The organism is Streptomyces sp. NPDC059255, assembly GCF_042752355.1.
GTDB lineage: Bacteria > Actinomycetota > Actinomycetes > Streptomycetales > Streptomycetaceae > Streptomyces.
Genome location: NZ_JBHYZP010000025.1, coordinates 44,803 through 70,013, shown reverse-complemented (window position 1 = coordinate 70,013; position 25,211 = coordinate 44,803). Strand labels below are relative to the sequence as shown.

Sequence of the window (25,211 nt, the reverse complement as noted above, 5' to 3'; positions counted from 1 at the left end):
ACGGGCCGGGGGGCCGGTGGGGGTGGTCCTGACCGCCGTCCGCCGTTACGCCGCGCGCCGGTTCCGGCGGCCATCGCCGTCGCCGAACTCGATCTCCGCGCGGCCGACGGCACCGTCCGCTCGCTCCGCCCGGCGCCCGGGGGCCCGCCCCCCGGGGAGGGGGCGGTGTACGCGCTGGTGCGGATCGACGGCCGCCCGGTCGCGACGGTGACCTGCCAGGTGGCGGCGGGCCAGGACCCGGCGGAGGCGCTGGTGACCGCCTTCCGCGCGCGGGAGGCGGCCCCTGGGGCGGCGTCGCGTGCCGCCCCGGATCCGTCACCGCCGGCGCCCCTTCCCCCTCGTACGACCGTCGTCGTCGCCACCCGCGAGCGCGCCGGCCAACTCGCCCGCGCCCTCGACTCGCTCCTCGCCCAGGACCACCCCGACTTCCGCGTCCTGGTCGTCGACAACGCGCCCCGCACCACCGCCACCCGCGACCTGGTCGCCGCCCGCTACGCGGGCCGCGTCGACTACGCGCGCGAGCCGCGCCCCGGCCTCGCCGTGGCCCACAACCGTGGCGTCGCGGCGGCGGACCGCGCGGCCCCGGTCGTCGCCTTCACCGACGACGACGTGATCGCCGACCCGCACTGGCTCTCCGCCCTCACCGCGCCCTTCGCGGCGGACCCCGGCCTCGGCTGCACCACAGGCCTCATCCTCCCGGCCCGGCTGACCACCCCCGCGCAGATCCTGCTGGAGAGCCACGGAGGCTTCGCCAAAGGCTTCGCGCCCCGGCTGTACGACCCGGCGGCGCCGCCCGCGGGTGAACCCCTCTTCCCGTTCACGGCCGGAAGCTTCGGTTCCGGGGCCAACATGGCGTTCCGCGCCGACGCGCTGCGTGCCGTCGGCGGTTTCGACCCGGCCACCGGCACCGGCACGCCCGCCAGGGGCGGTGACGACCTCTACGCCTTCGTCCGTGTCCTCGCCGCCGGGCACCGGCTGCGCTACACCCCCGAGGCGCTGGTCTGGCACCACCACCGCGAGACCTGGCAGGACCTGCGGAACCAGGCGTACGGATACGGGGCGGGCCTGACCGCGTACCTCACGGCGCTCCTCGTACGCCGCCCCGCCCTGCTGCCGGCCCTGCTCGTGAAGGTGCCACGCGGCCTGGCGCACGCCCGCGCGATCACGGCGCACCGCCCGGACGACGCGCACGCCGGTGGTGCTGCAGGCGACATGACGCAAGCGCCGGGTGCGCACGGCGCGCAGTCGTACCCCTGGCCGCGCTCCCTCTCCCGCCTGGAGCGCCGGGGGATGCTGTACGGCCCCCTCGGCTACGCGAAGGCGCGGCTCCGGGCGCGCGGCGGCGCCACCGGGAGGACGCCGTGACGGACCGGCACACACCGGACCGGCACACACCGGACCGGCACACACCGGAGCGGCACACACCGGACGTGCACGCGCCGGAGTGGGACACACGTGACCGGCGCACTCCGGACTGGCGCACTCCGGACCGGCGTACTCCGGAGTGGGACACGCCCGACCGGATCCCCGTCCTCCTCTACCACGCCGTGATGGACGCTCCGCCCGCCTGGATCGCCGAATTCACCGTCACGCCCCGGGATTTCGCCGCTCATCTCGACGCGGTCACCGCCAGTGGCCGTACCGCCGTCCCCGTCAGCGCCCTGGTCCGGCACCTCACCCGGTGCGCGCCGCTGCCGCCCCGGCCGGTCGTCCTCACCTTCGACGACGGCTTCGCCGATCTGCCGGGCCCGACGGCCGAGGCGCTCGCCGCCCGTGCCCTGCCCGCCACCGCCTATCTGACCACCGGGGCCATCACTCCGGGCCGCACCAGCCTGCTGCCGCCCGCGCCGATGATGACGCTCGCCCAGGCGGGCCGGCTGGAGTCGTACGGCCTGGAGGTCGGGGCGCACACGGTCACGCACCCCCAGCTCGACACCCTGCGCGGCCCCGCTCTCCGGCGTGAACTGCGGGAAGCCAAGGACGCGCTGGAGGAGACGCTGGGCCGTGAGGTCGCGCATCTCGCCTATCCGCACGGTTACAACAGCCGCGCGGTGCGCCGGGCGGCCGAGAGCGCGGGGTACGCCTCGGCCGTCGCCGTACGGCACGCCCTCAGCTCGGGACGCGACGAGCCGTACCGCATCGCCCGGCTCATCGTGCGCCGTACCCACACCGCGGCGGACGTCGCGTCGTGGATGGCGGGCGGGGCGGCAGCGGGGGAGCGGGTGAAGGTGGCGCCGTACCGGGACTCGCCGGCCACGCTCGGCTGGCGGCTGTACCGGGGCGCGCGGGCCCGGGTGAAGGGGCCGGAATTCGCCGGGTAGTCGCCGATGCGTACGCACGGGCGGGTGGTCATGCCGGGTCGTTACGGACGGATGGTCATGAACGGCGCTGAACAGTGACGGATGATGACGAGGGGGGAAGGTATCTCATGACCGCGCGTACCGACCGCACGACCGGCTCAGGAACCAACGGCCCGGCACGCACGGACCAGGCACACGCCGACCAGGCGCCCACCGGTCCGTCGCCCACCGGTCCGCCCCGCACCGACCCGCGCCCGCCCCTCCCGCCCCGTCCGCCGCGCCGCGGCCCGGGCGCGTCGTTCCTGATCCGCTTCCAGCGGTTCCTCACCTGGCCACCGCTGCTGATCGCGGCCGTCCTCTGGACCTGGTCCTTACCCCGGATCGGCTTCCGGGACATCGGGGAGTTCGGTCTCCTCGACCGTTTCCCGGCCGCGTACTACGCCTCGCTCGCCGTGCTCTCCCTCGGCTTTCTCGTCAGCCTGCGCCGGGCCGGGACCGCCCCGTGGTGGCCGCTGACCTACTGCGTCGCGATGCTCGTCGCGCTCAAGGCGCCGCCCGGCATCCTCTACGACTCCGTGCGCTACGCCTGGGCGTCCAAGCACGACGCCGTGATAGCGCGGCTGCTCGCCGAGGGGACCTTCCACCCGCAGCAGCAGCTCTCCGGCGGAATGTCCGCGTACGACCAGTGGCCGGGCTTCTTCTCGCTCAACGCCGCGCTGATCAGAGCCTTCGGGGTGCACGGCGCGGCCTCGTACACCAACTGGGCTCCGGTGCTCTTCGGGCTGCTCATGCTCCCGGTGCTGATCCTGATCTACCGCACCTTCACCGACGACTGGCGGCTCGTCTGGACCGCGGTCTGGATCTTCCAGCTCGCCAACTGGGTGGGCCAGGACTACCTCGCGCCGCAGGGCTTCGCCTATCTGCTCTTCCTGACCGTGTTCGCCGTGGTCGTACGGCACTTCGTACGGCCCGGATCGGCCGGCCGGCTGCGCGAGCGCTCCCGCCTCGATCCGTCGGCGACGTCGGTGCCGCCACCCACCACCCTGAGACAGCGCGCGGTCTGCGTGGCGATCCTCGCCCCGCTGATCGGTGCCATCAACGCCTCGCACCAACTCACCCCCGTGATGCTCTGCATGACGCTGATGGCCCTCTGTCTGACCCGCCGCTACCGCAACATCGGGCTGCTCGTGGTCACCGGCCTCATCATGCTCGTCTGGGACCTGACGATGGGCCGCGTCCTCTTCCTGGACACCCTGGCCACCCTGCGGGACTCGGCGGGCGACCTGCTGAAGAACTCCCGCCCGGGTTTCGCCGGTGAACCGACCGGTCCCGGGCCGGAGCTGGTGGGCACCGCCAACATCCTGATGGTGCTGGTCCTGGGGGCACTGGCCGCGACCGCGGTGCTGCTGCGGCGCAGGCTGGTACGGAGCGCGCTGCCGCTGCTGCTGGCCGCGGCGGCGCCCGTACCGCTGTTCGCCGTGAACGACTACGGCGGTGAAATGCTGTTCCGCGTCTATCTGTTCGGGCTGCCGGGCACGGCGTTCTTCGCCGCCGCCGCGCTCGTACCGCCCGCCGCGGGACGGGAGAAGGCCCGGCGCCTGGCCCGCCGGGCGACGGCCCTGGTGCTCCCCGTGGCCCTGGCCGCCCTGCTCGTCGGCTTCCTGCCCTCGTACTACGGCAAGGAGGGCATGCAGTACGCGCCGCCCGCCGAGAACGCGTTCGTCGAACGGGCCTACGACCGGGCGCCGGACGGTTCGCTGATCCTCGCCACCACCGGTTCCTTCCCCGGCGCGTACTACCGCTACGACAAGTACGAGCGCTGGTTCTTCACCGAACAGGAAGTGCCGGAGAACCTGAGAATGCTCAAGGATCCCGCCCGCTATCTCGACGAGGGCATCCCGGACGGCCGTCCGGCGTACGTGATCCTCACCCCGTCCCAGGAGAAGGCCACGATCGGCGAGGGGTATCTGCCGGCAGGCGGTTTCGCCCGGATGCGCGAGGCGCTGAAGCGGTCGCCGCACTTCAAGGTCGTGGAGGAGAGCCGCTACGGCCTGCTGCTGGAACACGTGGCAACTCCCGCGCCCGCGCCCGCCCTTCGCACAGCCCCCGCCACACCACCCCGATGACGGACGCGGAGGCAGCCGCCATGGACCAGCACACCGCCCACCAGCCGCAGCTCCACTCCCGGCCCTGGCTCAGAGCCGGGCTCGCCCTCTCCGGATGGCCCGCCCTCGCGGCGACCGCGCTCCCCGACGGGGTGCCGCTGCGCTGGATCCCCATCCTGCTCTTCGTCACCTTCGGCCCCGGGTGCGCCCTGCTCCTCCCGCTGCCCGGCGGTCTGCGCCCGGCCGCCCGGCTGGAGGTCCTGGCGCTGGCCGCGCCGGTGAGCCTCTCCCTCGCGACGCTCACCGCCACCGCGCTCTTCCTCGTGGCGGGCTTCTCCGCCCCGCTGTTCCTCGGCTCGCTCGCGGTCTTCTGCACGGTCGTGGCCCCGCTGCCCGCCCTGCCGCTGCCCGCCGCGACCCGGGGCGCGGCCGAACGCGCCAAACCCGCTCCGGAAGGCCATATATGACGCGCGACCACATACGTACGGGAGTACGCGCGGGGGCGAGCCGCGGCACGTACCTGGCGCTCGTCCTCGCCGCCGTCGGCGCCCTGCTCGCCGGGCTCGGGGTCTGGGTCGCCCGGGCGGAGAAGGACGGACCGGGCCCGGACCAGGCCCTCCCGGAGAACGCCGCCTCCGGCGCGGTGCCGAACGGGCCGTGCGCGCCGGACGGGAAGCTGGCGCCGCCGTGCGGGGCCTGGTGGGGAGCGTACGTCCCGTACGCGGCGAACGGGTCGCTCACGGACGCCGTGCACGGCTTCGAGAAGAAGATCGGGCGCAAGCTCGATCTCGTCTACAACTACCACGACATGTCCAACACACAGCGCGACGGAGTGCTCCTCACCCCCGAGGAGCAGGAGCTGGGCCGGGACCGGATGCTGATGCTGGCCTGGGAGTCCACCGTGTGGACCGAGCCGCACCACGAGAACTGGACGGAGACCCAGCTCGGCTGGGCCAATGTCGCGGCCGGGAAGTTCGACGAGGAGATCATCGACCCGCAGGCCAGACGGCTCAAGGCGTACGGCAAGCGGGTCTTCTTCTCCTTCGACCAGGAGACGGATTTCCGTACGCCGGACGCGGGCACGCCCGAGGAGTTCGTCGCCGCCTACCGCCACATCTACGACCGGTTCGAGAAGCTCGGCGTGGACAACGTGGTGTGGGTGTGGACGGTCTCCGGCTATCTGGGGAACGCGGAGCTGATGAAGTCGCTCTACCCGGGCGACGCGTACGTCGACTGGATCGGCATGGACCAGTACAACTACTACCGCTGCCAGCGGAACGCGCGCTGGCTGGACTTCGACGAGAGCCAGCGCCCCACCTACGACTGGCTGCGCGCGAACATATCGGACCGCAAGCCCGTCATGCTCTCCGAGTTCAGTACGGCGCCCGACCCGGAGGACCCGGACCGGCAGCGCGGCTGGTACCAGCGGGTGCCGGAGGTGGCGCGGACGCTGCCGGGGGTGAAGGCGCTGGTGCAGTGGAACCGGCCGGTGCCGGGCCCGCACTGCGATCTGACCGTCAACCAGGGCCCGGCGCTGGACGGTTACCGGGAGGCGGGCCGGGACGACTACTTCCGCCAGCCGGTCCCGCCGCGCTGACGCCGTACCTCCTGCCGATCCCGTACCTCCTGCCGATCCCGTACCTCCTGCCGATCCCGTACCTCCTGCCGACCCCGTACGCCCTGCCGACGCCGTACGAGGAGGACCACACACGTCACCCCGAGCAGCGCCAGGAAGAGCGGCAGGGCCACCGCCGCCAGCGGATCCTGCGCCGACCACCCGGCCACCGCCAGCACCCACACCACCCCCGACACGGCCCGCCCGTCCGTTCCCAGCGCCCACAGGGTCACGGCGACCAGCGCCAGACAGAGCAGTTGCAGGACGACGGGCAGGGCGCGCAGCACCTGGTCGGGCGTCCCGGCGGCTCCCGCCAGCGCGTCCGCGATCTGCCAGTGCCAGGGACCCGACGCCCGGTCCGGCCGTACGCCGAGCAGCGGCGGCGCACTGTGCAGCGCGGCGAAGGTGATCAGCGGCCCGAGGGCGAGCAGGACGGGCCCGGGCCGTTCGAGCGAGACGGCGGCGCACTGGACCACGATCAGCAGCATGCCCGCGACGAGCGTGAGAGGCGGCAGTACGTCCAGGAGCTGGGCGCCGGTGAGCTGATCGCGGCCGATGTCGCCGAGCCGGGCCAGCGGTGTCCAGAACAGCCCGGCACAGAGCCCGAGCAGCAGCCACAGCACGGTGACGGTCCGGCTCTCGTCGATCCGGTCGGCGTGCCCCGGCGGGTGCGCGGGCGCGTTCCCGGAACCCCGTACGGGGACGGGTACGGGCATGCCGAAGGCCGGCGTCGGCGTGTCGTGGGCGCCGCGAAGATAGGCGGTGCGTCCGGCCCAGGTCGTGCCGTACGCCGCGTCCTCCTCGGCCCGCGCGTCGCCCGCCGCCGCTTCCCCGCCCGCCGCGCCCTGTACGGCGGCCCTGCGGGCCCAGGCGGTCCCGTAATACGACTCCGCCTCCCCGTCCTTCCCGCCCCGCCCCGCCCCCGTACGCCGGACACCGACCCAGTCGGCGCCGTCCTTCGTCCGGTGGCGGTGGCGCAGCGCCGCGCGCAGTCCCGGCGCCGCGACCAGCGCGATCAGCGTCATGGACAGCAGCATCGCCAGCCCGGCGCCGGAGATCCCGGCGGGCCCGAGCAGGACCAGCGCGCTGCCCAGGACCAGGACACACATGGCGCCCTGGAGCGCGGCGAGCATGCCCGTGCGGCCCTGGACCCGCAGCACCCCGATGTACAGCTCGACGACGACGCGGGGCAGCGCGGCGGCGGCGAGCAGCCGGAGCACGGTGGTGCCGTGCTCGGCGTAGTCGGCGCCGAACGGCGTGAGGATCTGCGGCGCGAAGAGCACCAGCACCAGCACCACGGGCACCAGCAGCAGCGTCATCCGGCGCAGCGCCCCGCGCACGCCCTCCGCCAGCCGGTCGGGGCTGTGCGAGGCGTGCGCGGTGAGGGAGGAGGCCATGTTGATGGCCATGAACTCCATCGTGCCGCCGACGGTGTAGGCGGTGTAGAAGAAGGCGTTGTGCGCGGAGTCGAAGCGGACCGCGACCATCACCGGCAGCAGGTTGATCATGGCGAGGCTGAAGAGCGCCCCGAACGAGTCACCGGCGAGGAACCGCCCGATCTCCCGGAGCCGAGGCGGTTCGCGGTCGTGGTCGGCGGCGGCCTGGCGCGGGATGAGCCTGCGGAAGATCAGCCAGCCCAGCGGCAGTACGGACAGGGCGATGGCCGCCGCCCAGGAGACGAAGACGCCGAGCACGGGCAGGGCGGTGGCGAACGCGGCGAGCATGAGCAGCTTGCCGATGGAGAAGACGGCGTTGCCGACGGGCACCCAGAAAGCTTTCCGCAGCCCGGTCAGCACCCCGTCCTGGAGGGTGAGCAGCGCCCACGCGACACAGGACGCGGTGAAGACGAGCCCGGCCGTCAGCCCGTCGAGGGGCGCGTAGGAGGGCCCCCAGAGGTCGAGGGTGGCCAGGAACACCGCGCAGGCGACGCACACGACGAGCGAACTGACGGCGTACGCGCGCCACACCAGCGGTCCGGTGGCCCGGCCGGCCCGGGGGACGTAGCGGACCACCGCGCCGATCATGGTGGTCGCGGTGATCGAGGCGAGCAGCCGCATGGCGGCGATGGCGGCGGAGCCCTGGCCGACGGCCTCCTCGGTGTAGTAGCGGGCGGCGACGAGCCAGAAGCCGAGGCCGAGGGCGGCGGAGACGCCGGTGGAGAGCATCAGCGCGTAGGCGTTACGGAACATCGAGTCGCCGCCCGGGTCGCCGCTGCCACTACTGCCGCTGTGAGCCGGCCCGGGGGAGGGGCCGGCGGTCCGCCCCGAACCGCTGTCGACGAGAAGGGACTCGCCCACCTCCAGGCGCGGCCCCGGATGCGGCTCCGGCCGCCGGGCGGTGTCAGCCACCGCTGCCGGTCTCCTCCAACTCCACCGGACGAGAACCCAGTTCGGTGAGTACGGCGAGTACGCGGTCGGCGTGGCGCGGATCGACCGGCAGGGCGTGCCGGGCGAACCAGGCCGCCGGATCCGGTGCGGGCGAGGGATCGGTGAACGCGGCGCCCGCGTAGACGTCGAGCGGCGGATCGTAGAGATAGCCGGTGGTGATGCGGTGCCGGGCGAGGGCGGCGATCGCCGCGTCGCGGTCCTCGACGAGCAGCGGCACCCGGAACAGCGGCTGTACGGGCCCCTCGGCGGCGCCCGGCGCGGCCCACGGGCTGTTCAGCAGCCGCCGCGTCCCCTCCCGGTGGGCGGCGAGCGTTCCGTCGAGTCCGCGCAGCAGCCGCTCGGTCCGTCGGAGGCGCGGGCGGCCGGGGCGGAGCCGGTAGTCGTGCAGGTCCACCCGGACCCAGGAGTGGAACCCGTCGAGCCCCGGCGCCGTGCCGAGGGCCTCCCGTAACTCTCCGCCCCGCAGGGGCATCCGGATCCCCTCCCGCTCCTCCTGCCCGAGCAGCCGCAGCGCGGCCCGCGCGGCCCGCGCCAGCCGCAGCCCGCGCACCCCGGCCTCGGCGTACGGCCGTACGGCGTAGGCGAGTTCGGCGCCGGTCCGGGTGGGCCGGAGCAGTGCGTCGCGGGCCCGCGCCAGTTCCGTACGCAGGTCCGGGTCCGCGACGGCGAGGAAGCCGCCGGTCTTGGCCCCGACGTGCTTGGAGAGGCTGAACACGGCCGCGTCCCCGAACCCGCCGACGGGCCGGCCCCCGATCTCGCTGCCGATGGCGTGCGCGGCGTCCTCGATCAGCGGGATGCCCAACGCGTCGCAGCGGGCGCGCAGTTCGGGCGCCGGGTCGGGGTTCCCGTACAGATTGGTGGTGAGCACGGCGGAGAGTCCACGCCAGACGGACCCGGGCACGGCCCCGGCGTCGAGGGACCCGTCGCGCGCGTCCAGCGGCGCCTGCACGGGGCGCAGTCCGGCGGCGAGCACGACGAAGAAGATCACGTCGTCGTTGACCGGTGACATCAGCACCCGCCCGCCGGGCGGACACCAGTGGCGCAGCGCCACGTACAGTCCCAGCCGGCACGACGGCACGTACAGACACTCCCTGCCCAGGCGTTGCCCCATCAGCGACTCCAGCACCGAGTACTCCGCCGGGCCGCCCTCCCCAAGAGCCATCACGTATCCCCATCCCCCCTGCCCCGGCTCAATGTGGCGCATACCGGACGCCCCGTCAATAAGGCGCAGCCTCACCGCGATACCGCCCGCTCACCCGCCCAGCGCGCGCACGAACCGCAGCCCGGGCCGACCGTCCAGCTCGAACTCGCCGACCTGCGTGAAGCCGGTACGGGCGAGCACGGCGCGCGAACCGGCGTTGTCCGCCGTCGTCCTGGCCCGCAGCGAGGAGAGCCCGTACTCGGCGACAGCCAGCTCACACACCCGCCGCACCCCGCTGCTCGCCACCCCGCGCCCGGCGGCCCACTCGGCCACCCGGTACCCCAACTCGGCGCTCCCGTCCGCCACGTCCACCAGATTGAACCGCCCCCACACGGCCCCGTCCTCGTCCACGAGCAGATGGAAGTGGCACTCCCCGGCCTCCTGCTCGTCGAGCAGCGCACGGTGCCGCTCCTCGAACCGGGCGAAGTACTCGTCACCCCGGTCCGGAACGGAGGCCGCGAAGTAGGCCCGGTTCTCCTGCTCGAACGCGAGCAGAGCGGCGGCGTGGTCGGCGTGAAGGCGCTGAATCTCAGGCACGGGCCCACGCTACGTCCGCCCGCGCGGTTGTGTCACAGAACGACGACAGCGCAACCGACCGGGCGGGTTCCCCACTCTTGCGGACCGACAGCCGCTGTCCGCCGCGTGCGCCGACCGAGGAGCCATCCGCCATGTCCGAGTCATCAACTTCCTTGTTCCGGCGGCTTCGTGGCCCGGTCATGGGACTCGCCGCGGCCGGTACGGCCCTCGTCCTCGCCGCCCCGACCGCGGCCACGGCCGCGACCGCGCAGGCCCGCGCCGCCGCGCCCGACCCGGTCTCCGTACTGAAGTACACCGCCAAGGAGCGCAAGGAAGCCGTCGCCTACTGGACGACCGCCCGCATGAAGGCCGTCGGGAAGTCCGTGGACCTCGGCCCGACCGGACCGAAGGCCAAGCCGTACAAGGGCACGCCCCTGAAGACCGTGGGGCGGCTCTTCTTCGTCAACGCGAGCGGCGCCGACACCTGGTGCACGGCCACCGCCGTGAAGAGCGCCAACCGCTCCACCGTGATGACCGCCGCCCACTGCGTGCGCCGGGGCTCCTCGCCCGGCAACACCAACATGCTGATGGTGTTCGTCCCCGGCTACAGCAAGGGCAAGAAGCCGCACGGCACCTTCGCGGTCCGCACCGCCGCGACCCCGCGCACCTGGGTGAACGACTCCACCAACGACATGGCCGCGCTGGTCGTCGACACCGACACGAAGGGCCGCAAGCTCACGAACGTGGTGGGCGGCCAGGCCATCTCCTTCACCCGCGCCGTCGGCGGCACCGTCTCCGCCCTCGGCTACTCCGCCACCCGCCCGCAGCGCGGCGAGGAACTCCTCCGCTGCGTCGGCAAGTCGAAGAAGGACGACGGCGCCCAGTCCATCCCCTGCGACCTGACCGGCGGCTCCAGCGGCGGCCCCTGGCTGGCCGACTTCGACGCCACCACCGGCAAGGGCGGTGTGCTGGTCTCGGTCAACGCCACACTGGACTCCCTGACACCGACCAAGATGTACGGAGAGGTCCTGAGTACCACGGCCAAGAAGGTGTACGACCGGGCCCAGAACGCCTGACGGGGGCGCTCGTTGACTACGGTTTCGGTGGGATGCGGTAGACGGAGACGTGGTCGCGCGAATCGGCGGTGAATTCGGCCCCCGCCCAGTCCGCGTGCCTGCTCTCCAGCTCGAATCCGGCGAGCTGCGCCATCAGATCGAGTTCGGCCGGCCAGATGTAGCGGTGCGGGCTGCGGAAGAGCTGCGCTTCTCTGCTGTCGCCGAAGTGGAAGTGGTGCGACACGACGTGCTGACGCAGCACGTCGTACGTGTCCAGACCGATGTACCCGGTCTCGGAGTGCCAGACGGTGGCCGCCTGCCCCGGCGGCAGCTTGCGCAGCTCAGGGACCCAGAGCTCGACCACGAACCGGCCGCCGGGTCCGAGATGGCGGGCGGCGTTGCGGAAGCACTCGACCTGTTCGGCCTGGGTGAGCAGGTTGGAGATGGTGTTGAAGACGAGATAGACGAGGGTGTACTCCCCGGGGGCGGCGGTGGTCGCCATGTCACCGACGACCACGGGGACCGTCGCCTCGTCGGCCTTGGTACGCAGCTGCCCGACCATCGGGAGGGACAGCTCGATGCCGGTGACGGGCACCCCCCGCTCGGCCAGCGGCACGGCCACCCGACCGGTCCCGACGGCGAACTCAAGCGCGGCCCCGCCGTCCGCGAGCGCGGCGAGCCGGTCCACGGTGGGCGTCACGACCTCGGGCGCGAACATACCGACGCCGGGCGTGTCATAGCGCTGGGCGGTCTCTGTGTCCCAGATCTCTTCCTGCTCCATGCGGCCCACGCTCCCCGCCCACCCCCACCCTGTCCAACGATTTTCCAACCGTCCCACGAGGCTGCTCGGCCTGCTGGAACCGTTCCTCGCCTCGGCGTGACCGGTGAGTGTGAGTGTCAGACCTCGGCGCGGTTCAGACGTCGACGCGGCCCGCCTTCACCCCGTCCAGGAAGGCGGCCCACTCACCGGGGGTGAGGTACTGGACGCCACGGTCAGGGTCCTTGCTGTCCCGTACGGCGCGGCCACCGTCTGCAGTGTGGGCGACTTCCACGCAGTCCTGGGCTCCGCCTGCTGAACGGCTGGCCTTCTTGAACGCCGTGACTATGTGCCGATTCTTCATTCTGCTTCCTTCGCGTCCTTGTCCGCAGGGATGTCCTTCAGTGTCGGTCTGATGAAGGCGGCGTGTCCGGCCGAGCCGTACGGCCCGTACGGGCGCGGTACCCGGCTCATGTACGCGGACCTGGTGGCCTGTTACGGCCGCCCCCGGTGACCCCGGCCGCCCGCCGGGCCGAAGCGCACCGCCCGGGGTTTCCCCCGGGCGGCAGGCCACGGCCCGTGCGACGAAGGGGCGCAGGGCTCAGCGCGTGAGGTGGCCCAGCGTCGCGCTGACCTGGTCCAACGGGGCGTCCCCGACCGGGCGCAGGACCACCGTGTCGGCGCCCGCGTCCCAGAGGCTCTCGATGCGGCGGGCGGTTGTCGCCGCGTCGCCCGCCGCGAGGAAGACCTCCTCGGGCGGGATGCCCAGCCACCCGGTGTACTCCTCGACCACCGGCGCGGTGGCCGTGGCGACGCGGTCGGGCCGGTCGTCCACGTACAGGTGGGTGAAGGCGATGAGTTCGTGCGGGCGGGGCGGGGTCGCGGCGGCGCGGCCCTTCCCGATGGTTTCGAGCGCGGCCTTGAGCACGTCCGGGCCCTGCCCCTCGGCCATGACCGTACCGTCGGCCACGCGGCCGGACAGTTCCAGCGAGCGCGGGCGTACGACACCGGCCACCAGCGGCGGTGCCACCTCCGGCGGGTGGACCAGGCGTACGCCGTCGATGTGGACCGTGCGGCCGTCCACGGTCGTGGTCTCACCGGCGAGCAGGCTCCGTACCGCCGTGATCGTCTCCTCCAGCAGCGCGAGCTTGGTGGGGGAGGCGGCGCCGACCTGCGCCATCCAGTCGGGGGCGCCGTGTCCGATGCCCGCGATGATCCGGCCCGGGAACACCCGTGCCAGCGTGGCGAGTTCCATGGCGAGGAGCGCCGGGTTGCGCAGCGGCGCCGGCATGATGCCGATGCCGACCCGCAGCCGGTCGGTGGCGGCCAGCGCGAGCGTCGCCGAGGAGACCGAGCCCGCCCAGGCCAGGTCCTCCACGACCCACAGGTCGTCCGCGCCGAGCTCTTCGACCGCGCGGGCGTACGCCGCCAGCTCTTCCGGGCGCCCGTCTCTGTCGAACATCACGCCGATACGGCGGGAGGAAGCGAAGTCACTGGTCATCCGATGACCCTACTGTGACCGCCTGCGGTCCGGGGAGCCGTCGAGCCGCGATCATCGAGCCGCGATACGGGTCAGTTCCGCGCTGAACTCCCGCAGTTCCGGCGAGGGCCGGGTGGCGGAGGCGTCGGCTTTCCCTCCCCACCCATGCGAACAGCCGTACCAGGCACAGCCGGCCCGGCTGTTGTGCGCGGCTGCCACGCCGGATTGAATCCGGGAGAAGACCAGCCACGAACAGCAGCGAACGGGGAACCTGTTGAGAGTTCGACACAGCGTCAGACGTATCCAGTCGATGCGAACCGCCCGCACCGTACTGTCCACCCTGACGGCCGCCCTCGCCCTCCTCGCCGCCCCGGGCGGTACGGCCACCGCGAGCGCCCAGCAGTCCCCGGAGTCCGCTCCCGCCGTGCTCGACGCCGCCTCCCTCAAGGTCATGGACTGGAACGTCCAGGGCGGCCAAGGCGCCGACGGTGTCACCGACTTCAGCCGCATCGTGCGCGGGATCGGGGAGCAGGACCCCGATGTCGTCACCCTCCAGGAGCTGCACGACAACCGGGCCGTCGGCGGGGCCAACCAGTGGCAGGTGCTGCTCGACGCCTTCCCCCAGTACGCCGCGCACTTCGCGAAGAGCGACACCAACGCCCTGGGCGGCGTCGCGGGCAACCTCATCCTCAGCAAGTACCCGATCAAGGAGAGGCTGACCTACCAGCTCCCGCAGTACCCCAGCGGCACCACCGCCGTCCTGCGCAGCCTCGGCGGTGTCCGCCTCGACGTCGACGGGACCGACGTACGCGTCTACACCACCCACCTCTCGGCCGGAGTCGGCACCGAGGCCACCGAGCGCCGCAACCGGCAGGCGCGCGCCGTCATCGACAAGGTGTCCGGCTCCCTGATGACGACCCCGATGCTGCTCACCGGCGATCTCAACGTGCGCCCCGACGACCCGATCAGGCCCTGGTTCGCCGCCGCCGGCTGGATCGACTCATGGACCCGGGTGAACGCCAATACGGGCAGCGGCGCCGTCACCCACCCCGGTGACGGGCTCGACGACTCCCGTATCGACTATGTCTACGCGACGCCCGCGTTCGACGTCGGCGGGGCCCGCACCGTCGCGACCACGGCCTCCGACCACCTGCCCGTCGTCACCGACCTGACCGTCCGCGCCGCGCCCGTCACCAGGACCGGGACCGTGCTCGCCGGCGCCGACTCCGGCGCGGGATGGGCCCAGCTCGCCGTGGCGGGCGACGGCAGCGCCACCCTGCGCGTCTGCGACAACAGGGCGGACGGCTGGGGCGTACGCGCCTACGTGTACGGGACGTCGGGCGGTGCGCAGGTCCTGACCGGGGCGGACGGCGCGTACGCGGACCGCTGCACCGCCTTCGGTACGGCGGCCGGGGCCGTGACCTCACCCGTCGTCAAGGTGTGCCTCTACCAGAGCGGTGTGGAGAAGGACTGCCGGCAGCGGCAGCTCGTCTGATCAGTTGAACAGTTCCGTCGACAGCCGAGTGCGCCCGTCCCCACGTTCAGGGGACGGGCGCACGGGGCGGACAACGGCGGCGAGGAGAGGAACGCAACTCCGGCCCGCTCACTCCTCCAGCGTCAGGCCCTTTCTGAGCTTGACCAGGGTGCGGGTGAGCAGCCGCGACACATGCATCTGCGAGATGCCCAGCTCCTCCCCGATCTCCGACTGCGTCATGTTCGCGACGAAGCGCAGGGAGAGGATCGTACGGTCGCGCGACGGCAGCGTCGCGATCAGCGGCTTCAGCGACTCGACGTACTCGATGCCTTCGAGCCCGTGGTCCTCGTACCCGATCCGGTCGGCCAGCGCGCCCTCGGTGTCGTCGTCCTCGGGCTGTGCGTCCAGCGAGCTCGCGGTGTACGCGTTGCTCGCGGTCATGCCCTCGACGACCTCCTCCCTGGTGAGGCCGAGGTGCTCCGCCAGTTCCCCGACGGTGGGCGCGCGGTCGAGGCGCTGCGCCAGTTCGTCGCCCGCCTTGGCGAGGTCGAGGCGCAGTTCCTGGAGCCTGCGCGGTACGCGTACCGACCAGGACGTGTCGCGGAAGAAACGCTTGATCTCGCCGATGATCGTCGGCATCGCGAAGGTGGGGAACTCGACGCCCCGGCTCAGTTCGAAGCGGTCGATGGCCTTGATCAGGCCGATCGTGCCGACCTGGACGATGTCCTCCATCGGCTCGCTGCGGGAGCGGAACCGGGAGGCCGCGAACTTCACCAGGGCGAGGTTCAGCTCGACCAGGGTGTTGCGGACGTACGCGTGCTCGTGGGTGCCCTCCTCCAGCGCGTCCAGGCGGGCGAAGAGGGTCTTCGACAGGGCCCGGGCGTCCACCGCGCCCACCTCGTCGAAGGGCGGAATCGCAGGCAGGTCCGCCAGGTCGGTGAGCCCGTCGGGGCCCTCGGGCTGCCGCGCGGCGTCGGACGGAGCGTCGGACAGCGCGTCGGACGGAGCGCCGGACAGAGTGACGTGGGTCTCAACAGCTGCGGGCGGAGTTGCCGACGGCGCGTTCTGGGTACGCGGTTCGTCGAGCCGGGGTGACATGGTCTCCTCCATACGTTCTCGGCATATGGCTGCCGAAGCCGATATGTGTTGCTCGGTTTGCGGCGCCTCCGAAGCCGGTCGCGGGCGGACGTGTCCCTACTAGCCCTACCCGGTAGGTGTGGACCGTTGCAAGTGTTAATTGCGGCATATGTCCATATTGTGGGGGACTTTGGGTACCGTCCGACGTGTGAAAGGCGTAATGTTCGACGGGCGTCATCCGCTGGTGATGACGCCGGGACGGACCACTGTCGGCATGATCGACACCATCGGCGAAGAGGGACGGGCATGGACCGCCAGACGGTCGGCAGCACGAACCGGGGCCGGCTTCAGGTCGGAGTTCGGGCCGAGGGCCCGAGTGAGGTAGTGACGGCGGTCGGTGAGCTGGATCACCACACGGCCGAGCTGTTGCGCGAGCCTCTGGAGGACGCCCTTGAGCGGGGCCGGGTGCGCCTGGTGATCGATTGTTCACAGCTCGAATTCTGCGATTCCACCGGCCTCAACGTGCTCCTCGGCGCCCGTCTGAAGGCGGAGGCCGCCGGGGGAGGGGTCCATCTGGCCGGGATGCTGCCCGTCGTCGCGAGGGTCTTCGAGATCACCGGGGCGGACGCCGTGTTCACCGTCCATGACTCGCTCGCGGACGCCCTGGCCGGCTGAGCGGGGGCCGGTCGCGGCCGGCACCCCGGCCTCTGCCCCGGTCCCGATCTTGGCGATGATCCTGGCGCCGCTCCCTGCCGCCCACCGGATCCGACCCCTTTCATGGCCTCTTTTCCGCCTTGTCGTGCCAGCGGAGGCCTCTGTGTCGCCTGTGTCACGATGCCCGATCGATGAAGTGGGTGTTGTCACGATTCGGAGGGGCAGAAGACCCCGGGCAGGCCCTGCGGGATCCTGGCTCGCACCATTGATGAAGCCGCATTGAAGTTGTACTGAAGTTGTATTGAAGTCGCATTGTTGAACTCACGCATTGGTGAATCGGTGAGGTGAAGCGCTGATGAGCACCACCCGGCAGCCGCCGCCGGGCGACCTCGGCCCCGAGTCGGACCGGTCGGGGCATCCCCCCATGGCGTCCGACGCGCGGGTGCGAACGCTCGTACTGGCCGGCGCCAGCGGTGTTGTCCCGCTCGCGCGTGACTTCACCCGCCAGGCGCTCCACGACTGGGGCTGGCTCCCGGCCGCGACCGCCGACCGCCGCGCCGCCGCGGAGGACGTCCTCCTGGTCGTCTCCGAACTGGTCACCAACGCCTGTCTGCACGCCGGCGGCCCCGAGGGGCTGCGCGTCGCGTACACCGCGAAGGTGCTGCGGCTGGAGGTCAGCGACCTCGGCACGGGCCAGCCGGCCCCGCGTACCCCGCATCGCGCGGGGCGCCCCGGGGGACACGGCATGTTTATCGTGCAGCGGCTCTGCCTCGACTGGGGCGTCGTCAGGACGCCCGGCGCGGTGGGCAAGACCGTCTGGGCCGAGCTGTCCGCTCCGGCGTGACGCGCGTAGGTCGTACGTACGCGAAGGGGCGCCGCGACCGGATGACCGGTGCGGCGCCCCTTCCCGTACGCCCGTGCCGACGCGTCCCGTATGCCCGTACGTAACCGGCTCACGGCCCCGGGCTCAGTGGCCCGGTGACTCAGCGGTTCAGTGGATGTCGCCCATCAGCGCCCTGACCTTCCGCCGGTACATGAAGACCGCGATCCCCGCCGCCGTGGCGAGCAGTGCCTCCAGGGCCACCACGCCCGTACGGCTCAGATCGACGCCGCCGATGGAGAGCAGCCCGGTCACCGAGTCGCCCGCCGTCACCGCCAGGAACCAGACGCCCATCATCTGGCTCGCGTACTTCGCCGGGGCCATCTTCGTCGTCACCGACAGGCCCACCGGCGACACGCACAGCTCACCGACGGTCTGGATCAGATAGATGCCCACCAGCCACATCGGGCTGACCAGCGTCCCCCCGTCCGCCATGAAGAGTGGGATCAGGAAGAAGAAGAACGAGACGCCGATGAAGAACAGCCCGGCGGCGAACTTCACGACCGTGCTGGGCTCCTGGCCCCTGCGGTTGAGCCACAGCCAGAACCAGGCGATGACCGGCGCCAGCGCCATGATGAAGACGGGGTTCAGCGACTGGTACCAGGACGTCGGGAAGGACAGCCCGAAGAGCGAGTCGGCGGCCTTCGTCGTGCCGAACGCCTGGACCGTCGAGCCGCCCTGGTCGTAGATCATCCAGAAGACGGCGGCGGCCACGAAGAACCAGATGTACCCGGACATCTTGGTCTGCTCGGTCGCCGACAGGTCCTTGTCGCGCTTGATCCTGATCAGCACGGCGGCCGGGATGGCCAGGCCTGCCAGGGTCAGCGGGACCATCGCCCAGTTGAGCGTGAAGTGGCCGCTGAGGACGACGGCCCCGTAGAAGACGGCCGCGATCAGCAGCCAGGTCAGGCCCTTGCGCAGCCAGGCGGCGCGCTCCTCGCGGGAGAGCGGGGTGGGGATCCGGCTGCTCTCCGGGCTGAGGTGCTTCGTACCGAGCAGGAAGGCGACCAGGCCGATGCCCATGCCGACCGCGGCGAGCGCGAAGCCGAGGTGCCAGCTGTACTTCTCGCCCACGGTGCCGATGATCAGCGGGGCGAAGAAGGCGCCGATGTTGATGCCCATGTAGAAGACGGTGAACCCGCCGTCGCGCCGCGGGTCGTTCGGGCCGTCGTAGAGATGGCCGACCATCGTGGAGATGTTGGCCTTCAGCAGGCCCGAGCCGAGCGCCACCAGCGCCAGACCGGCGAAGAACGTCCCCGAGCCCGGCAGGGCGAGGGTGAGGTGGCCCAGCATGATCGTGCAGGCCGCGATCGTGACCGTCTTGCGCGGGCCCCAGACCCGGTCCCCCAGCCAGCCGCCGGGCAGCGCCAGCAGATAGACCATCGACAGGTAGATGGAGTAGACGGCCGTGGTCGTGGCCAGGTCCATCCCGAGGCCGCCGCCCTGAAGCCCCTTCGAGGCATCGGGTCCGCCGGAGAGCAGATAGATCGTGAGCAGTGCCCTCATGCCGTAGAAGCTGAAACGCTCCCACATCTCGGTCATGAAGAGGGTGGCCAGTCCGCGGGGGTGGCCGAAGAAGGTCTTCTCCGGTCCGGCGGGTGCGCCGGGCGAATCGGGCGATTCCTTCATCAGGCTGGACGCCATGGTCGATCCTTCGTGGGGGGTCTGCACAGAAAAAGGACCTTCGGCGCTCAGCAGGCCAAAGGTCCCCGGGTGGTACTACAGGCGTCTCGCCACCATACGGCACGACAGAGCACCATATGGAAGGGTCTGAGAGATGGATCACAGGTTTTCGTGGAACCAAACGCTTATATTCGAAGGCTGATCATCCGATCGAACCACTGAGCCACAGGCGCCACACCGAACCCCGTCCGTATCCCCTCCGCGGCTCGTCCACGGCCCGCCGGACGCCCCACCGGGCGCCCCGCCGCGCCCCCGTGACGGTCGCCGAGCACTTCCCGACCGGCACCCTTCGCGGTCTACCATCACCCCATGACCCGTGTACTGCTCGCCGAGGACGACGCTTCCATCTCGGAGCCGCTGGCCCGCGCCCTGCGCCGGGAGGGATACGAGGTCGAGGTCCGTGAGGACGGTCCGACCGCGCTGGACGCCGGACTCCAGGGCGGCGTCGACCTCGTCGTCCTCGACCTGGGGCTGCCCGGCATGGACGGCCTCGAAGTCGCCCGCAGACTGCGCGCCGAAGGCCATACCGTCCCGATCCTGGTGCTGACCGCCCGCGCCGACGAGGTGGACACCGTCGTCGGTCTGGACGCCGGCGCCGACGACTACGTGACCAAGCCGTTCCGGCTGGCGGAGCTGCTGGCGCGGGTACGGGCGCTGCTGCGGCGCGGTGCCGCGGACCCCGTGCCGGCCCCGGCCACCCATGGCGTGCGGATCGACGTCGAGTCGCACCGGGCCTGGATGGGCGACGAGGAACTGCAGCTCACGGCCAAGGAGTTCGACCTGCTGCGCGTCCTGGTCCGGGACGCGGGCCGGGTCGTCACCCGCGACCAGTTGATGCGCGAGGTCTGGGACACCACCTGGTGGTCGTCCACCAAGACGCTCGACATGCACATCTCCTGGCTGCGCAAGAAGCTCGGCGACGACGCGGCGAACCCGCGGTACATCGCGACGGTACGGGGCGTCGGCTTCCGCTTCGAGAAGAGCTGAAGTGCTGAAGTACTGAAGAGCTGATGCCCGGAGGGCACCGTGCGCCGTCGTCTGATCAACTCCACGCTCGCCGTGGTGCTCGTCGTCATCGCCGTCTTCGGGGTGTCGCTCGTCATCGTCGAGACCCGCACGATCAGCAACAGCGCCCAGGAGAGCGTGGACTCCGAGGCGCTGCGGCTGGTCAGCATCGTCGACAGCCGGCTGATCGGCGGCGACCGCATCACGGCCAGGATCCTCTCCGAGCAGATCGACCAGACGCGGTACGCGCGGATCGAGATCCCCGGCCGCGCGGACGTCGAGATCGGTACGCGCCCCACCGGCAGTGTCATCCGCGCGAAGGCGGAGGGCGAGGAGGGCGAGACCGTCATCGTCGAGGAGGCGCGCTCCTCCGTCACCCGCGAGGTCGGCCGTACGCTGCTGATCATCGGCGCGGTGGCGCTGCTCGCCGTCGTCGCCGCCGTGCTGCTCGCCGTGCGCCAGGCGAACCGGCTGGCCTCACCGCTCACCGATCTCGCGGAGACGGCGGAGCGCCTCGGCTCGGGCGACCCGCGCCCCCGCCACAAGCGGTACGCGGTGCCCGAGCTGGACCGGGTCGCCGATGTCCTGGACTCCAGCGCCGAGCGGATCGCGCGGATGCTCACCGCCGAGCGCCGGCTCGCCGCGGACGCGTCGCACCAGCTCCGTACGCCCCTGACCGCCCTGTCCATGCGGCTGGAGGAGATCTCGGCCACCGACGATCTGGACACGGTCAAGGAGGAGGCCATGATCGCGCTGACGCAGGTCGAGCGGCTCACCGACGTGGTGGAACGGCTCCTCACCAACGCGCGCGACCCCCGGACCGGCTCGGCCGTCGCCTTCGACCTCGACGAGGTCGTCAAGCAGCAGATCGAGGAGTGGCGGCCCGCCTACCGCAGCGCGGGGCGCGCCATCGTCTGCTCGGGGCGCCACGGCATGCGGGCGGTCGCCACGCCGGGCGCGGTCGCCCAGGTGCTCGCGGCGCTGATCGAGAACTCGCTGATGCACGGCGGCGGTACGGTCGCGCTGCGCACCCGCGTCACCGGCAACCAGGCGGTGATCGAGGTGACGGACGAGGGGCCCGGCGTACCGGCGGACCTCGGGGCGCGGATCTTCGAGCGGACCATCAGCGGCCGGAACTCCACCGGGATCGGCCTCGCCGTCGCCCGTGACCTCGCGGAGGCGGACGGCGGACGGCTGGAGCTGCTCCAGCAGCAGCCGCCGGTCTTCGCGCTCTTCCTCAGCCGGGAGGCCCGCACCCTCAAGGCGACGAAGGACCCGGACCGCCCGGTCCGCTGACGCGGCCAACGGCGCGGTGGTCCGACGGGGCGTTCCGGAGTCACGGCCGGCCGGTATCCGCCGGCCTCCGGACGCACGAAAGCCCCCAGGTCAGCGAAGACCGGCCGGCTCTGACTCCGGCTGCTCCGCGTCGCCGGAGGCGGGCAGGGCCCTGAAGACCCAGGTGCGGTACGACCAGAAGCGGAACAGCGTGGCTATCCCGATGCCGAGGAACTTGAACACGTTGCTCTGGAGCGGGGTGTCCCAGCCGAAGCCGTACGTCGCCGCGTACAGCACCCCGTTCTCGATCACCAGCCCGACCACGCTGAACAGCAGGAAGAGCGTCAGCTCGCGGGTGCGGCGGCTCTTGTCGCGGTCCCGGTAGGTGAAGTAGCGGAACCCCACGTAGTTGCACGCGATCGCGACGACCGTGGCGAGGATGCTGGCCCGGACCACGGGCAGCTCCGTGGTCTGCCGTACGAGGTTGAAGACCAGCAGGTTGACCAGCAGGCCCACGCCGCCCACCGCCCCGAACCTGGCCACCTCGCGCACGAGCCGGCCCAGTCGCACGCGGAGTGCGCCCTCTTCGCTCATCTGCCCGTTCAGCCCCGTCCGGTCGGTATCGGTGTCGGTTTCGGTGTCGGCGTGCGGTTTTGGTGTCGGCATGCGGTATTGGCGTGCGGTGCCCGTGATCGGCACCGCCGGTCGGACCATGCTAACCAGCGCCCCCGGAGCCCGCCCCTCCGTCCACAGCCCGGCGGCGCCCGGCGGCGGGTGCCTGTGGACAAGTGGGCGGGCCGGGGCGGGCGGCGGCTACGCTAGGTGCGTGACGTTCCCGGTAGTCGGCATGGTCGGCGGCGGTCAGCTCGCCCGTATGACCCACGAGGCGGGCATCCCCCTCGGCCTCAGATTCAAGCTCCTCAGTGACACCCCTCAGGACTCGGCGGCCCAGGTGGTGAGCGAAGTCGTCGTGGGCGACTATCGCGACCTGGACACGCTGCGTGACTTCGCGCGCGGCTGTGACGTGATCACGTTCGATCACGAACATGTCCCCGTCGAGCACCTGCGCGCCCTGGAGGCCGACGGCATCCCCGTCAGACCAGGCCCGGAGGCGCTGCTGCACGCCCACGACAAGGGCGTCATGCGCGCGCGGCTCACGGAGCTGGGCGCGCCCTGCCCGCGCCACCGGATCGTGGCCGACCCGGCCGACGCCGTGGCCTTCGCCGCCGAGGCGGGCGGCTTCCCCGTCATCCTGAAGACGGTGCGCGGCGGGTACGACGGCAAGGGCGTCTGGCTCGTCCGGTCCGAGGCGGACGCCGAGGAGCCCTTCCGTGCCGGGGTCCCGGTCCTCGCCGAGGAGAAGGTCGACTTCGTACGGGAGCTGGCGGCCAATGTCGTCCGCTCGCCGCACGGCCAGGCCGTGGCCTACCCCGTGGTCGAGTCCCGGCAGGTCGACGGCGTCTGCGACACGGTCGTCGCGCCCGCGCCCGGCCTCTCGGAGGAGCTGTCGGGCGAGGCCCAGCGCCTCGCCCTGCGCATAGCCGCCGAGCTCGGCGTGGTCGGCCATCTCGCCGTCGAGCTCTTCGAGGTCAGGTCCGAGGACGGCACGCCCGGCATCCTCGTCAACGAGCTGGCGATGCGCCCCCACAACTCCGGGCACTGGACGCAGGACGGCGCGATCACCTCGCAGTTCGCCAACCACCTGCGCGCCGTTCTGGACCTGCCGCTGGGCGACCCGCGCCCGCGCGCGCCCTGGACGGTGATGTGCAACGTCCTGGGGGGCGACTACCCCGACATGTATGCGGCGTATCTGCACTGCATGGCCAGGGACCCCCAGCTCAAGATCCACATGTATGGCAAGGACGTGAAGCCCGGCCGCAAGGTGGGGCATGTCAACACCTACGGCGACGATCTGGACGACGTGCTGGAGCGCGCCCGTCACGCAGCCGGCTACCTCAGAGGAACGATCACGGAATGACCCCACCTGTCGTTGGCATCGTCATGGGTTCCGACTCGGACTGGCCCGTCATGGAAGCGGCGGCCAAGGCCCTCCACGAGTTCGAGATCCCGTACGAGGTGGACGTCGTCTCCGCGCACCGCATGCCGCGCGAGATGATCTCGTACGGCGAGGACGCGGCGGGCCGCGGCCTCAAGGCGATCATCGCGGGCGCGGGCGGCGCGGCTCATCTGCCGGGCATGCTGGCCTCGGTGACCCCGCTGCCGGTGATCGGCGTCCCCGTACCCCTGAAGTACCTGGACGGCATGGACTCGCTGCTCTCCATCGTCCAGATGCCGGCGGGCGTCCCGGTCGCGACGGTCTCGGTGGGCGGCGCGCGCAACGCGGGCCTGCTGGCCGCCCGGATCCTCGCGGCGTACGACCCGGAACTCCAGGGCCGGATGCGTGAGTTCCAGCAGGAGCTCAACGACCAGGCGTCGGAGAAGGGCAAGCGGCTGCGCGCCAAGGTCGAGGGCTCGGAGCACTTCGGGTTCGGAAAGTGACCGTGCCCGTTCCGGCCGTGGAGCCGGACCACCTGGCGGCGGCCCGCGCGCTGCTGGCCGACGCCCCGGTCGTCGACGGCCACAACGACCTGCCGTGGGCGCTGCGCGAGAACGTCCGGTACGACCTGGACCGCCTCGACATCGCCGAGGATCTGACGGGGCACCTCCAGACCGACCTGCCCCGGTTGCGGCGCGGCGGCGTCGGCGGCCAGTTCTGGTCCGTCTACGTACGGTCCGACATGGCCGGGGACGACGCGGTCAGCGCGACGCTGGAGCAGATCGACGTGGTCGGCCGGCTCCTCGCCCGCCACCCCGACCACCTGGTCCGCGCGCTGACGGCGGACGACATCGAGGGCGCGCGCCGGCAGGGCAGGATCGCGTCGTTGATGGGCGCCGAGGGCGGCCACTCCATCAACAACTCCCTCGCCACCCTGCGCGCCCTGCACACGCTGGGCGTCCGGTACATGACGCTCACGCACAACGACAACGTGCGCTGGGCGGACTCCGCCACGGACGCCCCGTCGGTGGGCGGTCTCTCGGCCTTCGGCCGCGAGGTGGTCCACGAGATGAACCGCGTCGGCATGCTGGTCGACCTCTCGCACGTGGCCGCCACGACGATGCGCGACGCGCTCGACACGACGGCGGCGCCGGTGATCTTCTCGCACTCGTCGGCGCGGGCGATCTGCGACCACCCGCGCAACATCCCGGACGACATCCTGGAGCGGCTGCCCGCCAACGGCGGCGTCGCGATGGCCACGTTCGTACCGAAGTTCATCCTCCCGGCGGCGGTGGCCTGGACGAGGGAGGCCGACGCGAACATGCTGGCGCACGGCCTGCACCCGCTCGACACGACCGCCGACGCGATGCGGGTCCACGAGGACTTCGAGGCGGCGCACCCGCGCCCGGTCGCGACGGTCGCCACGGTCGCGGACCACCTCGACCACATGCGCGAGACCGCGGGCGTCGACCACATCGGCATCGGCGGCGACTTCGACGGCACGGCGTTCACCCCGCGGGGCCTGGAGGATGTCGCGGGCTACCCGAACCTGATCGCGGAGCTGCTGGCCCGGAAGTGGTCGACGGCGGACGTCTCCAAGGTGACCTGGGGCAACGCGGTACGGGTGCTGCGAGCGGCGGAGGACGTCTCGCGGACGCTGCGCACGGAGCGGTCGCCGTCGCAGGCGACGATCACGGACCTGGACGGCTGAGGCCGGGCCTCCGAACGGGCCGGGCCTCAGCGCGAGCCGG

General features: G+C 71.9%; 23 protein-coding genes. 14 read left to right on the top strand and 9 right to left on the bottom strand.

Annotated features, from left to right (window positions below; genetic code table 11):
* Nucleotides 1-72: 72 nt before the first annotated feature.
* The 5 genes from ACFXKG_RS26120 (at nucleotide 73) to ACFXKG_RS26100 (ending at nucleotide 6,002) form a co-directional block, all read left to right on the top strand.
* On the top strand, nucleotides 73-1,365 hold the full coding sequence (locus tag ACFXKG_RS26120) for a glycosyltransferase family 2 protein (RefSeq protein WP_384843927.1): 1,293 nt from the start codon (nucleotides 73-75) through the stop codon (nucleotides 1,363-1,365).
* Between the two features lie 185 nt (nucleotides 1,366-1,550).
* Complete coding sequence (locus tag ACFXKG_RS26115; RefSeq protein WP_384843924.1) at nucleotides 1,551-2,321, top strand: polysaccharide deacetylase family protein; 771 nt, start codon at nucleotides 1,551-1,553, stop codon at nucleotides 2,319-2,321.
* 107 nt (nucleotides 2,322-2,428) lie between these two features.
* Complete coding sequence (locus ACFXKG_RS26110) at nucleotides 2,429-4,426, top strand: hypothetical protein (RefSeq protein WP_384843738.1); 1,998 nt, start codon at nucleotides 2,429-2,431, stop codon at nucleotides 4,424-4,426.
* A complete protein-coding gene (locus ACFXKG_RS26105) occupies nucleotides 4,423-4,872 on the top strand; it encodes a hypothetical protein (RefSeq protein WP_384843735.1) in 450 nt (149 codons plus the stop codon). The genes ACFXKG_RS26110 and ACFXKG_RS26105 overlap by 4 nt, the downstream gene beginning before the upstream one ends.
* Nucleotides 4,869-6,002 carry a glycoside hydrolase family 26 protein gene (locus tag ACFXKG_RS26100; RefSeq protein WP_384843732.1) on the top strand — a complete coding sequence of 378 codons (1,134 nt, stop codon included), beginning with the start codon at nucleotides 4,869-4,871 and terminating at the stop codon, nucleotides 6,000-6,002. The genes ACFXKG_RS26105 and ACFXKG_RS26100 overlap by 4 nt, the downstream gene beginning before the upstream one ends.
* Here ACFXKG_RS26100 and ACFXKG_RS26095 read toward each other — a convergent pair.
* The 3 genes from ACFXKG_RS26095 to ACFXKG_RS26085 all read right to left on the bottom strand — a co-directional run bounded on the left by ACFXKG_RS26095 (nucleotide 5,972) and on the right by ACFXKG_RS26085 (nucleotide 10,145).
* The gene (locus ACFXKG_RS26095; RefSeq protein ID WP_384843729.1) at nucleotides 5,972-8,368 is read right to left on the bottom strand and encodes a lipopolysaccharide biosynthesis protein; all 2,397 of its coding nucleotides are present in this window, start codon (nucleotides 8,366-8,368) and stop codon (nucleotides 5,972-5,974) included. The genes ACFXKG_RS26100 and ACFXKG_RS26095 overlap by 31 nt on opposite strands.
* Entirely contained in the window at nucleotides 8,361-9,518 is a 1,158-nt protein-coding gene (locus tag ACFXKG_RS26090) for a DegT/DnrJ/EryC1/StrS family aminotransferase (protein WP_384843921.1), read from the bottom strand. The genes ACFXKG_RS26095 and ACFXKG_RS26090 overlap by 8 nt, the downstream gene beginning before the upstream one ends.
* 141 nt (nucleotides 9,519-9,659) lie before the next feature.
* Entirely contained in the window at nucleotides 9,660-10,145 is a 486-nt protein-coding gene (locus tag ACFXKG_RS26085; RefSeq protein WP_384843726.1) for a GNAT family N-acetyltransferase, read from the bottom strand.
* Between the two features lie 131 nt (nucleotides 10,146-10,276).
* Between ACFXKG_RS26085 and ACFXKG_RS26080 the strand changes: the two genes are divergently transcribed.
* A complete protein-coding gene (locus ACFXKG_RS26080) occupies nucleotides 10,277-11,200 on the top strand; it encodes a trypsin-like serine peptidase (RefSeq protein ID WP_384843723.1) in 924 nt (307 codons plus the stop codon).
* 16 nt (nucleotides 11,201-11,216) lie between these two features.
* Here the strand turns inward: ACFXKG_RS26080 and ACFXKG_RS26075 are convergent, their stop codons facing one another.
* The 3 genes from ACFXKG_RS26075 to ACFXKG_RS26065 all read right to left on the bottom strand — a co-directional run bounded on the left by ACFXKG_RS26075 (nucleotide 11,217) and on the right by ACFXKG_RS26065 (nucleotide 13,437).
* A complete protein-coding gene (locus tag ACFXKG_RS26075) occupies nucleotides 11,217-11,960 on the bottom strand; it encodes a class I SAM-dependent methyltransferase (RefSeq protein ID WP_384843720.1) in 744 nt (247 codons plus the stop codon).
* Nucleotides 11,961-12,093: 133 nt separating this feature from the next.
* Complete coding sequence (locus ACFXKG_RS26070; RefSeq protein ID WP_384843717.1) at nucleotides 12,094-12,300, bottom strand: DUF397 domain-containing protein; 207 nt, start codon at nucleotides 12,298-12,300, stop codon at nucleotides 12,094-12,096.
* Between the two features lie 237 nt (nucleotides 12,301-12,537).
* Nucleotides 12,538-13,437, bottom strand: coding sequence for an LLM class flavin-dependent oxidoreductase (locus ACFXKG_RS26065; protein ID WP_384843714.1), 900 nt, complete (start codon nucleotides 13,435-13,437; stop codon nucleotides 12,538-12,540).
* Between the two features lie 289 nt (nucleotides 13,438-13,726).
* Here ACFXKG_RS26065 and ACFXKG_RS26060 point away from each other — a divergent pair, with 289 nt between their 5' ends.
* Nucleotides 13,727-14,911 carry an endonuclease/exonuclease/phosphatase family protein gene (locus tag ACFXKG_RS26060; RefSeq protein ID WP_384843711.1) on the top strand — a complete coding sequence of 395 codons (1,185 nt, stop codon included), beginning with the start codon at nucleotides 13,727-13,729 and terminating at the stop codon, nucleotides 14,909-14,911.
* 108 nt (nucleotides 14,912-15,019) lie between these two features.
* On the opposite strand, the gene ACFXKG_RS26055 is transcribed toward ACFXKG_RS26060, so the two are convergent.
* Nucleotides 15,020-16,000, bottom strand: coding sequence for an RNA polymerase sigma factor SigF (locus tag ACFXKG_RS26055; protein ID WP_384843708.1), 981 nt, complete (start codon nucleotides 15,998-16,000; stop codon nucleotides 15,020-15,022).
* Between the two features lie 273 nt (nucleotides 16,001-16,273).
* On the opposite strand from ACFXKG_RS26055, the gene ACFXKG_RS26050 reads away from it, so the two are divergent.
* Together ACFXKG_RS26050 and ACFXKG_RS26045 are read left to right on the top strand one after the other, a co-directional pair.
* Nucleotides 16,274-16,642, top strand: a complete 369-nt coding sequence (locus ACFXKG_RS26050) for an STAS domain-containing protein (RefSeq protein WP_365808385.1) — start codon at nucleotides 16,274-16,276, stop codon at nucleotides 16,640-16,642.
* A 334-nt stretch (nucleotides 16,643-16,976) separates the two neighbouring features.
* A complete protein-coding gene (locus tag ACFXKG_RS26045; RefSeq protein ID WP_384843704.1) occupies nucleotides 16,977-17,465 on the top strand; it encodes an ATP-binding protein in 489 nt (162 codons plus the stop codon).
* Nucleotides 17,466-17,612: 147 nt separating this feature from the next.
* On the opposite strand, the gene ACFXKG_RS26040 is transcribed toward ACFXKG_RS26045, so the two are convergent.
* The gene (locus ACFXKG_RS26040) at nucleotides 17,613-19,145 is read right to left on the bottom strand and encodes a peptide MFS transporter (RefSeq protein WP_384843702.1); all 1,533 of its coding nucleotides are present in this window, start codon (nucleotides 19,143-19,145) and stop codon (nucleotides 17,613-17,615) included.
* 348 nt (nucleotides 19,146-19,493) lie between these two features.
* Here ACFXKG_RS26040 and ACFXKG_RS26035 point away from each other — a divergent pair, with 348 nt between their 5' ends.
* Both ACFXKG_RS26035 and ACFXKG_RS26030 read left to right on the top strand, forming a co-directional pair.
* The gene (locus tag ACFXKG_RS26035; RefSeq protein ID WP_365808391.1) at nucleotides 19,494-20,171 is read left to right on the top strand and encodes a response regulator transcription factor; all 678 of its coding nucleotides are present in this window, start codon (nucleotides 19,494-19,496) and stop codon (nucleotides 20,169-20,171) included.
* Nucleotides 20,172-20,210: 39 nt separating this feature from the next.
* Nucleotides 20,211-21,485, top strand: coding sequence for an ATP-binding protein (locus ACFXKG_RS26030; protein ID WP_384843699.1), 1,275 nt, complete (start codon nucleotides 20,211-20,213; stop codon nucleotides 21,483-21,485).
* 90 nt (nucleotides 21,486-21,575) lie between these two features.
* Here ACFXKG_RS26030 and ACFXKG_RS26025 read toward each other — a convergent pair whose 3' ends face one another.
* On the bottom strand, nucleotides 21,576-22,058 hold the full coding sequence (locus ACFXKG_RS26025; RefSeq protein ID WP_384843919.1) for a GtrA family protein: 483 nt from the start codon (nucleotides 22,056-22,058) through the stop codon (nucleotides 21,576-21,578).
* 253 nt (nucleotides 22,059-22,311) lie between these two features.
* Between ACFXKG_RS26025 and ACFXKG_RS26020 the strand changes: the two genes are divergently transcribed.
* Genes ACFXKG_RS26020 through ACFXKG_RS26010 form a run of 3 tightly spaced genes read left to right on the top strand, consistent with a single transcriptional unit; the run spans nucleotide 22,312 to nucleotide 25,171 of the window.
* Complete coding sequence (locus ACFXKG_RS26020) at nucleotides 22,312-23,442, top strand: 5-(carboxyamino)imidazole ribonucleotide synthase (protein ID WP_384843917.1); 1,131 nt, start codon at nucleotides 22,312-22,314, stop codon at nucleotides 23,440-23,442.
* A complete protein-coding gene (purE, locus tag ACFXKG_RS26015) occupies nucleotides 23,439-23,963 on the top strand; it encodes a 5-(carboxyamino)imidazole ribonucleotide mutase (protein WP_384843696.1) in 525 nt (174 codons plus the stop codon). The genes ACFXKG_RS26020 and purE overlap by 4 nt, the downstream gene beginning before the upstream one ends.
* Nucleotides 23,960-25,171, top strand: coding sequence for a dipeptidase (locus ACFXKG_RS26010; protein WP_384843693.1), 1,212 nt, complete (start codon nucleotides 23,960-23,962; stop codon nucleotides 25,169-25,171). The genes purE and ACFXKG_RS26010 overlap by 4 nt, the downstream gene beginning before the upstream one ends.
* Nucleotides 25,172-25,211 lie beyond the last annotated feature (40 nt).